Raw genomic sequence first — 12,973 nt, forward strand, 5'->3', positions numbered from 1 at the left:
AATGTGTTTTGGTATAAGCTCAGAGAATAATATATATAAGAAGAGGAGATTAGATTCATGAGTGAGAAATTAAAAGTAGGTATTCTTGGTGGAACAGGAATGGTTGGACAGAGATTTATTTCGTTGTTAGAGAATCATCCTTGGTTTGAGGTTACAACAATTGCTGCAAGTCCAAGAAGTGCTGGTAAAACATATGAGGAAGCGGTTGGAGATCGTTGGAAAATGGACACACCAATGCCGGAAGGTGTTAAGAAGATCGTTGTTATGAATGTTAACGAAGTAGAGAAGGTTGCTTCAGAAGTTGATTTTGTATTTTCCGCAGTAGATATGACCAAAGAAGAGATTAAGAAGATCGAAGAGGAATACGCGAAAACAGAGACTCCTGTAGTTTCTAACAACAGTGCACACAGATGGACACCGGATGTACCTATGGTTGTTCCGGAAATCAATCCTGAGCATATGGAAGTGATCAAATACCAGAAAGAAAGACTTGGTACAAAACGTGGATTTGTTGCTGTAAAACCAAACTGCTCCATCCAGAGCTATGCGCCGGTTCTTACAGCATGGAAAGAGTTTGAGCCATATGAAGTTGTTGCAACAACCTATCAGGCAATTTCCGGTGCTGGAAAGACATTTAAGGATTGGCCGGAAATGGTTGGAAATATCATTCCATATATTGGTGGTGAGGAAGAGAAATCAGAAAAAGAGCCTCTTCGTATCTGGGGTCATGTAGATGCAGAGAAAAAGGCAATTGTTCCTGCAACTTCTCCGGTTATTACATGTCAGTGTATCCGCGTTCCTGTATTAAACGGACATACAGCAGCTGTATTTGTAAAATTCAAAAAGAATCCTACAAAAGAGCAGCTGATCGAGGCATTAAGAAACTATAGTGGAGTACCACAGGAGTTAAATCTTCCAAGTGCTCCAAAACAGTTCATCCAGTATCTGGAAGAGGATAACAGACCACAGGTAAACTTAGATGTACAGTTTGAAAACGGAATGGGAATTTCCGTTGGACGTCTGAGAGAAGATACGGTATATGACTGGAAGTTTGTCGGACTTTCTCATAATACAGTACGTGGTGCTGCCGGTGGAGCAGTATTATGTGCAGAGTTATTAAAAGCACAGGGATATATCACAAAGAAATAATAAGTGTCTGGACACATTCGGATACAGGGAAGAGCAGATTCTGAAGCATATCAGATAATCTGCTCTTCCTTTTTATTGTGACAATTATTAAAATATGATATAATTTATCACTATAAAGAACGAGCAAAATACAGACAAGGAACGAAAGATAAGTGCGGGGGGTTGTTATGTTTACAAGAGAAACGGAGCTTCACAGACTGGAAGAACTTTATAAACATCCGGACAACGAGATTGCTGTTGTATATGGAAGAATGGACTGTGAAAAAGAACAACTGCTCATGCAGTTTACAGAACATAAAAAGAAGTTTTATTATCGTTGCCGGCAGGCATCGCCGGATTGGCAGAGAATGATGATGGCAAAAGAGGTAGCATCTGTATTTGATGTTCATCTGTCTCAGAATACATATGATGAGTGCTTTAACCGTGTCAAAAGTGGTGATCCTTCCAAGCTTGTGATCATCATTGATGAATTTCAGTTTGCATTTAAAAAAGATCCGGAATTATGGGAGAGTATTCTTCGTTTAAAGAACAAAAAGCTGTATCCTGGACCGGTACTGATTCTTTTGTGCAGCTCGTCGGTAGCCTTTGTGGAACATGAACTGCAGGAAATGCTTGGGGAGCGGGCATATCATAAGATCGATCATGTTATGAAGATCAATGATCTGAGCTTTCTTGAAGTTGTACGGATGTTTCCGAGTTATCAGGTGAGCGAGTGTATAAAAGTTTATGGAATCTTAGGAGGCGTTGCCGGATATTTAAAGCAGTGGTATCCATCGGTTTCCCTGAAACAGAATATATGCAGGATTGTTCTTTCTCCAGATGGCTATCTTTTCCAGAAAGCGGAGCAGCTGATCTCGTCCGAACTGAGAGAATTATCCGTTTACAATACAATACTTGCGGCGATTGCAGCAGGAAATCATAAATTGAATGATCTGTATCATGTGACCGGTTTTTCCCGTGCGAAGATCAGTGTTTATATGAAAAATCTTGCAGCATTTGATGTGGTAGAGAAGGTGATCCCATTTGAAACCGGTGGATGGGATAATGCCAAGAAGGGAATTTACCAGATCAAAGACACGTATATTAATTTCTGGTATCGATTTGTATATCCGCATCTGTCAGATCTTTATTGCATGAAACCGGATAAATTTTATGATGTTTATATAAGAGAAGAATTGGATTCTTATCTGAATCAATGCTTTTTAAATGTCTGCAAGGAATATCTTGTACTGCTTGGCAGAATTGGAAAAACGCCAGTCCCGATCCACAAAATCGGAAGCTGGATCGGTAAGACTGGAAACGTTGATATTGTGGCTCAGGATAAAGTGCGTAATACGGTTGTCGGATTATGCAATTGGGAACAGAAGGAAGTTACGGTGGAGATGCTGACACAGATGTTTTCAAACATGAAAAAAGCAAAAATTAAGGCAGTTCATTTTTATGTATTTTCGGCGAGGGGATTTAGCAGCGAGATAAAAGAAATTGCAAAAGAAGACCCGCGTCTGGAACTTGTGGACATGAATGAACTATAATGAAAGCAAAGAGGTAAAATGGGTAAATCACTGATTATTACAGAGAAACCGTCGGTAGCTCAGGAATTTGCGAAGGTTCTTAGAGTAAGCGGAAGACACGATGGTTATATTGAAAACCAGGAATATGTAATTACATGGTGCGTTGGACATCTGGTTGGCATGGTATATCCGGAAGGATATGATATGAAATACAAAAAATGGAGGCTGGAAGACCTTCCATTTTTACCGGAAACTTATAAATATGATGTCATTAAAGACGTACATAAACAGTATGATGTAGTCCATCAGATGCTTCACAGAGAAGATATTGACCGTGTGTACTGGGCTGGTGATGCGGGAAAAGAAGGACAGACGATCGAGGAAAATATCCGTAATTTCGGAGGTGTGCGGGAAGGCATGGAAGAACTTCGTGTGTGGATCGACTCGCAGACAGAGGAGGAGATCCAAAGAGGTATCCGCGAGGCAAAACCAATGTCGGATTATGCGAATCTTGGCAATTCTGGAATTATGCGGACAATTGAAGACTATGCCATGGGAATTAATTTTTCCAGGGTAATGTCAGTGAAATACGGTAACCTGTTAAACAGTGCTGCAAACACATCCTCATATACGGCAATTGCTGTTGGCAGGGTCATGACCTGTGTGCTCGGAATGGTTGTGATCAGGGAACGGGAAATCCGCAATTTTAAAGAGACTCCATTCTATCGCGTAATTGGAAAATTCACAGAGAGTGAGATAGAAGGAGAATGGAAAACACAGGAACAGTCGAAGTATTTTGAATCTCCGCTTTTGTATAAAGAAAACGGATTTAAGAAAGAAGAAGATGCAAAAGGTCTGATCGACAGCTTAAATGGACAGACCGCAAGAATAAAATCGATTGAAAAGAACATTTCCAGGAAAAAAGCACCGCTTCTTTTTAACCTTGCCGAACTTCAGGCGGAATGTTCCAAGCGATTTAAGATCAGTCCGGATCAGACACTTCAGGTCGCACAGGATCTGTATGAGAAAAAGCTTACGACTTATCCAAGAACAGATGCGCGTGTTTTATCATCTGCTGTTGCAAAAGAAATTTATAAAAATATCGGCCGGTTAAAAGGATTTGAACAGGTCACACCTTTTGTAGAGCAGATTATTTCACAGAAACTGTATTCGGGAATTGCGAAGACAGCTTATACGGATGACAGCAAAGTGACGGATCATTATGCGATTATTCCGACCGGCCAGCTGACAGAGCTTGGAAGCCTGAATTCCCTGCAAAGAAGTGTATTTGAATTGATCGTCCGAAGATTTTTGAGTATTTTCTATCCGCCTGCACAATATCAGAATGTCAAAATGACGGTAAAGGTGGAAAACGGGGAGAAAACAGAAGAATTTTATGCATCGGCAAGAGTGCTGAAAGAAAAAGGCTATCTGGAGATAGCAGGCATTCCTGGGGAACAGGCAGAGAAAAAAGAAACGGTAGATCCGGCAGCACTTCTGGCTTTGGCAGACACCCTGAAGCAGGGAGATGAGATCCCATGTATGGGATATGAGATAAAAGAAGGGAAAACATCGCCACCGAAACGTTACACATCCGGTTCGATGGTGCTTGCTATGGAAAATGCCGGCCAGCTGATTGAGGATGAAGAACTCAGGGAGCAGATCAAAGGATCTGGTATCGGGACATCTGCAACAAGAGCGGAAATCATCAAAAAACTTGTCCGGATCAAATATCTGAACCTGAATCCGAAAACCCAGATTTTAACACCGGAAAATCTTGGAGAAATGGTGTTTGAGGTTGTGCAGATGACCGTTCCGGCACTTTTGAATCCACAGATGACAGCGTCCTGGGAAAAGGGTTTGGATGGAATTACAAAAGGAACTGTGGACTTTGCAGAATATCGCGCCAAACTGGAGGCATTTATCCGTAATGAGACTTTAAAGATGATCAACGAAGATTTAAAGGCACCGATTGCGGAAAGAATATCTGATTTTGCTGGCAAGGGAGCCAGGGGAGCAGGTGCCCGGAAAAAGATTGGCGTAAAATGTCCGGTCTGCGGAAAAGAAATGGTCACGACGCCGTTTGGTTATGGATGCTCCGGATATAAAAATGATAAATCAGGATGTAATTTTAATATTGGCGAAATTGCCGGCAAGGAATTATCAGAGGAACAGGTGAAAAATCTGATCGAAAAAGGTGTTACGGAAACAATTCGTGGCTTTAAATCCAAAGCCGGAAAACGATTTGATGCCTGCCTGAGACTGAAAAAGGATGAAGAAACCGGAAAGGTTTCTGCTGTCTTTGATTTTGATCATGTCGAGCCACAGAAGCTGGACGATCTGTCCTGTCCGGTCTGTGGAGGAGATATCATCGTTACTCCATATGGTTATAGCTGCTGCAATCATAAGTATGGGGAAGAGGGAAGCTGTTCTTTTTCCGTTGGGAAGATTGCCGAGAAGTCATTATCCGAAGCTCAGCTGCGCCAGCTGATCGTCGAGAAGCATACGGATACGATCCGTGGATTTAAATCAAAAAAAGGCAAGAAGTTTGATGCCTGTCTGAAGCTTGAGAAAGATGAAGAGGGGAAAATATCGATTGTTTTTGATTTTGACAATGTCGAAGCAAAGAAAGTGAAAGATGTGAAATGCCCACTCTGTGGTGGTGATATCGTTGTTACTGCATTTGGATATGGATGTGCGAATTATCGTTACGGGGATGAGACAAGCTGCCGGTTTGCGATTGGAAAGATGGCAGATAAGTCACTTACAGAAAAACAGGTGAAGCAGCTTCTGACAGAGGGAAGAACAGAAACAATTTATGGATTTAAGTCCAAAAACGGAAAGAAATTCGATGGCCGCATTGCATTAAGAAAAGAGGATGATAAGATCACCGGATTGATGTTTGATTTTGAAGATCTGGAGAATAAAAAAGTCAAAGATGTGAAATGCCCGGTGTGCGGCGGCGCAATTGAAGCCAGACCGTTTGGATTTGCTTGTGAGAACTATAAAAAAGAAGGCGATGCAAATTGTACATTTGCAGTTGGCAGGATCGCCAGCGTTAAGATTAAAGAGCAACAATTAAAACAGCTTTTAATAAATGGAAAAACGGATGTTATAGAAGGATTTGTTGCAAAAACCGGAATGAAATTTGATGCACCACTGAAGCTTGGAAAAGACGGAAATGTTGAATTTGATTTCCCGGAAAAACCAAAACCTGTAGATACGGAGGTTATATGTCCGAAGTGTGGACAGTACATGAAAAAATCCCAGTGGCAGTATGAGTGTGGCTGTGGATTTAAAGTGTGGCATACGGTAGCTGGGGTTCCACTTACAGATGCCCTTACAAATGAACTTTTCCAGACCGGGAAAACAAAATATAAGGTGGAAGGGTTTCAGTCCAAGACCGGAAACCTGTTTGACGCCTGCCTGAAATTTGAAAACGACAGTATTCTGTTTGATTTTGATAATCCGGGTGTACCAAAGGAGCCAGAAGAAGACAAAAAAGAGACTTCGGAACCGGAGCAGACAGAAGACCAAAATGTTTTGGATACTCTTGAAAACAAGGAGCAGTAAGCATATAATGTAGTCGTTTGCGGGTGATGTTATACGCAAAAATGAGTTCGTGAAAGGAACAGCAAAATGGAAAATGCAAAAATAATCAATCTGTATGACCTGGAAGAGACAATTGCAGGAGAATATCTTGCACAGTTTACGTATCCATGGGAAGCGTTAAAAGGAATCGCTGATTTTATCAGAGAACTGGGACCAACGCTGGATCCGGATAAATTTGAAAAAAGAGGCGAAGACATCTGGGTGGCGAAGTCGGCAAAGGTTGCGCCTACGGCATGTTTAAATGGACCTTTGATCATTGATGAGGAGGCTGAGGTCAGACACTGTGCATTCGTGCGTGGAAGTGCGGTCGTCGGAAAAGGATCGGTTGTCGGAAACTCTACAGAACTGAAAAATGACATTATATTTAATTCTGTTCAGGTGCCGCATTATAATTATGTCGGAGATTCTATCCTCGGATATAAATCCCATATGGGAGCAGGTTCGATCACTTCGAATGTTAAATCAGATAAAACACTTGTTGCAGTTAAGGATAAATATGATTCGAAAGAAGAAATTGAAACAGGACTTAAGAAATTCGGGGCTATGCTTGGCGACTATGTTGAGGTAGGATGCAATTCGGTACTGAATCCTGGAACGGTAATTGGCAGACATTCCAATATCTATCCACTCTCAAGAGTAAGGGGTGTGATACCTGCAGATTCTATTTTTAAAGATCAGGATCATGTTGTGAAAAAACACGATTAAGCATTGGTTTGCAAATGATTTTTCGTTACATTTTTCGCTATAATTCGAGTATTTGGTACTGGACTTATTGAGAAAAATATGCGAAAATAACTGCAGTATGTTAAATTGCTAACAAAGTTAGACAATATATACAAAGCTATCAAGTGAAAGGAGTCTTATAATGATTTACACTAAGGAAGTTGAAAACATGTGTCCTGTAGCTAAGGGCGCAAAACATGAACCAGCTCCTATCCCAGAAGAAGGAAAATGGGTTCATTCCAAAAAAATTGAAGATATCTCAGGATTTACACACGGTGTGGGCTGGTGTGCTCCACAGCAGGGTGCCTGCAAATTATCTTTAAATGTGAAAAACGGTGTAATTGAAGAAGCTTTAGTTGAAACAATCGGATGTTCTGGTATGACACATTCCGCAGCTATGGCAGCAGAAATCTTACAGGGAAAAACAATTCTTGAGGCATTAAATACAGACTTAGTATGTGATGCTATTAATACAGCTATGAGAGAGTTATTCTTACAGATCGTTTACGGTCGTACACAGAGTGCTTTCTCTGATGACGGATTAGCAGTTGGTGCTGGTCTGGAAGACTTAGGAAAAGGACTTCGTTCCCAGGTTGGTACAATGTACGCAACAAAAGAAAAGGGTGTTCGTTACCTTGAGATGGCAGAAGGCTATGTAACAGGTATCGCTCTTGATGCTGACAACGAAGTAATCGGATATCAGTTCGTTTCCCTTGGAAAAATGACAGACTTCATCAAAAAAGGTGACGATCCTAATACTGCCTGGGAGAAAGCTAAAGGACAGTATGGTCGCGTAGCAGATGCAGTTAAGATCATCGACCCACGTGAAGAATAGGAAAGGAGAAACGATAACAATGGCTTTATTTGAATCATATGAAAGAAGAATTGACCAGATCAATGCTGTTTTAAACAGCTATGGTATCAGCTCTATCGAAGAAGCTGAAAAAATTACAAAAGACGCTGGACTTGATGTTTATGATCAGGTTAAAAAAATCCAGCCAATCTGTTTTGAGAATGCATGCTGGGCTTACACAGTAGGTGCTGCAATCGCAATCAAGAAAGGTGCTGTAAGAGCTGCTGACGCTGCTGCAGCAATCGGAGAAGGACTTCAGGCTTTCTGTATTCCTGGATCAGTTGCTGATCATCGTAAAGTAGGTTTAGGACATGGTAACCTTGGTAAAATGTTACTTGAGGAAGAGACAGAGTGCTTCTGCTTCTTAGCTGGACATGAGTCTTTCGCAGCTGCTGAAGGTGCAATCGGAATCGCTGAGAAAGCAAACAAAGTACGTAAAAAACCATTAAGAGTTATCTTAAACGGTTTAGGAAAAGATGCTGCACAGATCATTTCCCGTATCAACGGATTTACATTCGTAGAGACAAAATACGATTACAAAGCAGCTAAATTAAACATCGTATATGAAAAAGCATATTCTGATGGACTTCGTGCAACTGTTAAATGTTACGGTGCTGATGATGTTCAGGAAGGTGTTGCAATCATGCATCATGAGAACGTAGGTGTATCTATCACAGGTAACTCTACAAACCCAACACGTTTCCAGCATCCAGTAGCAGGTACATACAAGAAAGAATGTATCGAGCAGGGCAAGAAATATTTCTCAGTTGCTTCCGGCGGTGGTACAGGACGTACACTTCACCCAGATAACATGGCAGCTGGACCAGCTTCTTATGGTATGACAGATACTATGGGACGTATGCATTCAGATGCACAGTTCGCTGGATCTTCCTCTGTACCAGCTCACGTTGAGATGATGGGATTAATCGGAATGGGAAATAACCCAATGGTTGGAGCTACAGTAGCAGTAGCAGTATCCATCGAAGAGGCTCACAAAGCTGGAAAATGCTAATAAATATAGGCATTTCAAGACCTTCGTGCTTTATCGCACGGGGGTCTTTTTCTGTGTCTGCACACTTATACCAGACAAAAGAAATGATAAAAGTAATACTCCCGGCTCAATGCTGAAATATATACAAAATAGATAAAAAAGACATAATAGCAATATAATTATTGTGCTTTTTGTATAAACGTGATAATATGTTATTGTATATAAAAGATATGAGGGGATAGTATATGAAAGATAGGCTGAAAGAGATTACATACAGACTTGATTCGAATTTTTTTATCATGGTAATCAGACACGGGCTCACGATGATGATTCCCTTTGTGCTGACGGGCGGGATAGCAAATGCCCTATTGAATTTACCTGTTCAGGAGTATCAGAATATCATAAAGGATACATTTTGGGTTCATTTGTTCAATGTGCTATATGTGGGAACTTTTGGATTGTTTTCCATGGCTATGTTGATCGCCCTAAGCTGCAGCTACAGCATGGAACGTAATATGCCGGTTGATAAGACGATATTATATGTGATTGTTTCAATTGGAGCTTATGGCGTACAGTTTTATAATGCGGATGGTGGGTATCATACGGAAATGCTGGATGTGAGAGGCTGTTTTTTTGCAATTTTAACTGCGCTTGTTTCATGCATTTTAATGGAAAAACTGCAAAAAATACAGCTGCTTAGTTTTCAGGAGCAGACAAATAAGATGGAAGGGATTACCACAGTTGCAATTAGCGCTGTTATTCCGGCAATTATCGTTATACTTGTCTTTGCCTGCAGTACCCAGTGCCTTTTAAAGGTTTTTGATGTCTCATCCATATATGAATTGCTATCAGGTGCGATGTGCAGACTCTTTGATTATGTAGACAGCGAATTCCTGACGGGGTTGTTATATACATTTTTACTGCACTTTATGTGGATTTTTGGATTGCATGGCAGCCATATATTAGAGCCTGTTGCCACGACATCTTTTTTGATTGGCAGATCAGGTGATATTTTTAGCAAAAGCTTCTTTGATACCTTTGTTGTCATGGGAGGATGCGGAACTACGGTATGTGTGCTGATCGCAATTTTGCTGTTTGGCAGAAATGCATGGATGCGGAAAATGGCAGAATTGTCATCCTTTACCGTTATTTTTAATCTTAACGAGATTCTTACTTTTGGAATACCGATTATTTTAAACCCGATCATGGTTATTCCGTTTATTTGTACACCTGTTATATGTTATATGATAGCATTTGGAGCAACTTATATAGGGCTGATTCCTCCGGTAACACATACTGTTCCATGGTCGACACCGATTTTTCTCAGTGGGTATATTGGTACTGGTTCTATGAGTGGAAGTCTGCTTCAGCTGGTTATGATCGCCATAGGGGTGGCAGTTTATGTTCCGTTTTTGCGTGTCAACGAAGCTACTCAGAGAAAAAATGCGGAAGAACAGATTCATAACGTTATCAGAATTATACAGGAAAAAGAAGACATGAATGAAGGTTATGATCTTTTGTCCAAGCCGGATCAAACTGGGCAAATATGTCGTATGCTTCAGCTGGATCTGAAAAATGCAATCAGGAATAAAGAATTGTATTTGCTGCTTCAACCACAGGTGGATGATAAGGGAAAATGCATCGGTGGAGAGGCACTGCTCCGGTGGAAACATCCTTTTTACGGAATGATCTACCCACCTCTTATCGTTTATCTTGCGAAGGAAAGCAATCTGCTTGAGGAGCTGGAAAAGCTGATTATTGATCAGACGGTTTCTGCAATAGCTGATATCAATAAGAAGTGCGGACCTGATTTTAAGATTTCTATGAATCTTACAGCAAAATCGCTTCTTTGGGATGTGGAAAAATATATCGATAAAGCAATGAAAGAAAAAAATGTTCCGGCATCACAGTTATGGCTGGAGATAACAGAACAGGATGTCCTGACGAAATCGTCCACCGTAATTGAAAAACTAAATTATTTAAAATCCCAGGGACATATCATGATGATCGATGATTTTGGTATGGGACATACTTCTATCCTGTACCTACAGTCAAGTAGTTTTGGAGTAATTAAACTGGATGGCTCACTTGTGAAAAATATTCTCGATAATACGACTGACCAGCAGATTGTGTCATCGATTGTCACTTTAGCAGATAAACTGGGGATTCAGATCATCGCAGAATATGTAGAAAATGAAGAACAACGGGACAAGCTTTTTGAACTGGGATGTAAATTTTATCAGGGATATTTATATGAGAAACCGGTTCCGCTGGATGAGTTTATTAACTACATGGGAAACCATAGTTTATAGAGTTACGGGGGGAAGGAAAATCATCAGAATCCAGGGATTCAGACACCCCGGGATGAACTGCAATAATCACAGAATGTCTGTATGGCCGAAGCGGATGCTTCGGCCTTTTTGTATGCAATTCCAATCAGCAGTTCAGGAGCTTCTTTCAGAGGAACCGAGGTGACCTGATCGTGCCGGAACAGCCGGAAATTGCTTTCGGCAAACAGACTGATTCCTTCCTTTAAAGATACAGCGCTTATAATGGATGGGAGTCTGGCAGCATAACAGAAAGCCGGTCTTTGGCAACAGGAAGAAAATGATATTGTTCTTTGTCGATCATTCCTTCGCGTGCAAGGATGAGGTCATATTTTCCGCAGGAGAATCCGTCTAACAGCTCTTTGTCGTCTGTCTCTGTAACGGAAAGTTGAATTTTAGGATGGTCGTCCTGAAATTTATTCAAAAGAGGCATCAGATCATACTGTGAAAGGATAGGAAGAGTTCCGATTCGAAGCTGGTCTGAGATCATTGACGTTAAGGAACGTATTTTAGAAAGCATTTCGTGGTACTGATGGGACAGGAGCAGAGCTTCTTTGTAAAAGGTTTTCCCGGCTGGCGTGATCATAGCAGAACGCTTGCTCCGATCGAATAAGGAGATTTCAAGTTCCTTTTCCAGTTTCAGAATCTGTTTGGAAAGTGTGGACTGGGTAGTGTGAAGTTTATCGGCTAAAATGAGGACAGATTATGAAGGAGGAGGGAGTAAAAATGGCAGATAAGGTGAAAGATTTGCGAAGTGCACTGGAACGTTTGAAAGAGATTCCGGGGCAATTGACAGAATCGGATGTCCTGGTTGATCCGATGGCAGAACTGGCGGGCGTCTACCGTTATGTGGGAGCTGGCGGGACGGTGAAACGGCCAACGAAAGAAGGCCCGGCGATGATTTTTCATAATGTAAAAGGCTTTCCGGATGCAAGCGTTGCAATTGGTGTACTCGCAAGCCGGAAAAGAGTTGCGGCACTTTTGGATTGTGAGCCGGAAAATCTTGGAAAGATGATGTATGAAAGTGTGGCAAATCCGGTTGCACCGGTTGTGATCGATGGAGAACCCGTCTGTCAGCAGGTGGTTCACAGGGCAGATGATTCGGATTTTGATCTGAACCGCATTGTTCCAGCTCCAACCAATACACCGGAAACATCCGATCATGCAGACCTGTATCGGCCCAAGTGAAGAACATGTTTCAATGGCAGGTATTCCGACAGAGGCAAGTATTTATGGAATGGTGGAAAAGGCGATGCCAGGAAGATTGCAGAATGTATATTGTTGTTCCGCCGGCGGGGGGGAAATACATGGCGGTTCTTCAGTTTAAAAAACTGTCACAAAGCGATGAAGGGAGACAGCGTCAGGCCGCATTACTTGCATTTTCTGCATTCAGCGAATTGAAACATATATTTCTGGTTGATGAGGATGTAGACTGTTTTGATATGAATGACGTACTTTGGGCGATGAATACAAGGTTCCAGGGAGATGCCGATATTATTACAATACCGGGTGTGCGCTGTCATCCGTTAGACCCGTCTAATGATCCGGCCTGTTCCCCATCTATCCGGGATCATGGAATTGCATGTAAAACGATTTTTGACTGTACGATACCGTATGATCAGAAATGGAGATTCCAAAGAGCGGAATTTTTAGAAGTTGATCCACAAAAATGGCTGAAAAGGTAGTGTCAAATAAGATATGAAAAAACTGAGTTAAAAAATTAGGCTCAGATGAACCTTGAAAATTGTAGATATTAGAGGTTGTGGCAGACGTCCGCCACCCTTGACAGCACGAAAAAGAACTGCTG

Annotated in this window: 8 protein-coding genes and 1 pseudogene; 8 read left to right on the forward strand and 1 reads right to left on the reverse strand. The window is 41.4% G+C overall.

Annotation, left to right across the window (positions count from 1 at the left end):
* Positions 1-57 precede the first annotated feature (57 nt).
* The 7 genes from asd (at position 58) to FYJ75_RS10215 (ending at position 11,151) form a co-directional block, all read left to right on the forward strand.
* A complete protein-coding gene (gene asd, locus FYJ75_RS10185) occupies positions 58-1,149 on the forward strand; it encodes an aspartate-semialdehyde dehydrogenase (RefSeq protein WP_154430345.1) in 1,092 nt (363 codons plus the stop codon).
* A 167-nt stretch (positions 1,150-1,316) separates the two neighbouring features.
* Complete coding sequence (locus FYJ75_RS10190; protein ID WP_154430346.1) at positions 1,317-2,681, forward strand: ATP-binding protein; 1,365 nt, start codon at positions 1,317-1,319, stop codon at positions 2,679-2,681.
* Between the two features lie 18 nt (positions 2,682-2,699).
* Positions 2,700-6,233, forward strand: a complete 3,534-nt coding sequence (locus tag FYJ75_RS10195) for a type IA DNA topoisomerase (protein ID WP_154430347.1) — start codon at positions 2,700-2,702, stop codon at positions 6,231-6,233.
* A 66-nt stretch (positions 6,234-6,299) separates the two neighbouring features.
* Positions 6,300-6,977, forward strand: coding sequence for an LbetaH domain-containing protein (locus FYJ75_RS10200; protein WP_154430349.1), 678 nt, complete (start codon positions 6,300-6,302; stop codon positions 6,975-6,977).
* 160 nt (positions 6,978-7,137) lie between these two features.
* Positions 7,138-7,830 (forward strand): iron-sulfur cluster assembly scaffold protein, encoded by a 693-nt coding sequence (locus FYJ75_RS10205; RefSeq protein ID WP_154430351.1) that lies wholly within the window; start codon positions 7,138-7,140, stop codon positions 7,828-7,830.
* Between the two features lie 19 nt (positions 7,831-7,849).
* Positions 7,850-8,860: a GGGtGRT protein gene (locus FYJ75_RS10210; protein ID WP_154430352.1), complete on the forward strand. Its 1,011-nt coding sequence runs from the start codon at positions 7,850-7,852 to the stop codon at positions 8,858-8,860.
* Positions 8,861-9,084: 224 nt separating this feature from the next.
* A complete protein-coding gene (locus tag FYJ75_RS10215) occupies positions 9,085-11,151 on the forward strand; it encodes a PTS sugar transporter subunit IIC/EAL domain-containing protein (RefSeq protein WP_154430353.1) in 2,067 nt (688 codons plus the stop codon).
* A 235-nt stretch (positions 11,152-11,386) separates the two neighbouring features.
* On the opposite strand, the gene FYJ75_RS14670 is transcribed toward FYJ75_RS10215, so the two are convergent.
* Positions 11,387-11,860, reverse strand: a complete 474-nt coding sequence (locus FYJ75_RS14670; RefSeq protein ID WP_328596921.1) for a LysR family transcriptional regulator — start codon at positions 11,858-11,860, stop codon at positions 11,387-11,389.
* A 32-nt stretch (positions 11,861-11,892) separates the two neighbouring features.
* On the opposite strand from FYJ75_RS14670, the pseudogene FYJ75_RS14890 reads away from it, so the two are divergent.
* Positions 11,893-12,851, forward strand: a pseudogene (locus FYJ75_RS14890) (hypothetical protein).
* Positions 12,852-12,973 lie beyond the last annotated feature (122 nt).

The sequence above is a fragment of the Roseburia porci genome (genome assembly GCF_009695765.1).
Classification (GTDB): domain Bacteria; phylum Bacillota; class Clostridia; order Lachnospirales; family Lachnospiraceae; genus Roseburia; species Roseburia porci.

What these genes read in the sequence shown, in the direction of transcription:
- FYJ75_RS10190 (WP_154430346.1), top strand. Translation starts at nt 1,317, where the DNA reads ATGTTTACAAGAGAAACGGAGCTTCACAGACTGGAAGAACTTTATAAA.
- FYJ75_RS10200 (WP_154430349.1), top strand. Translation starts at nt 6,300, where the DNA reads ATGGAAAATGCAAAAATAATCAATCTGTATGACCTGGAAGAGACAATT.
- asd (WP_154430345.1), top strand. Translation starts at nt 58, where the DNA reads ATGAGTGAGAAATTAAAAGTAGGTATTCTTGGTGGAACAGGAATGGTT.
- FYJ75_RS10215 (WP_154430353.1), top strand. Translation starts at nt 9,085, where the DNA reads ATGAAAGATAGGCTGAAAGAGATTACATACAGACTTGATTCGAATTTT.
- FYJ75_RS10205 (WP_154430351.1), top strand. Translation starts at nt 7,138, where the DNA reads ATGATTTACACTAAGGAAGTTGAAAACATGTGTCCTGTAGCTAAGGGC.
- FYJ75_RS10210 (WP_154430352.1), top strand. Translation starts at nt 7,850, where the DNA reads ATGGCTTTATTTGAATCATATGAAAGAAGAATTGACCAGATCAATGCT.
- FYJ75_RS10195 (WP_154430347.1), top strand. Translation starts at nt 2,700, where the DNA reads ATGGGTAAATCACTGATTATTACAGAGAAACCGTCGGTAGCTCAGGAA.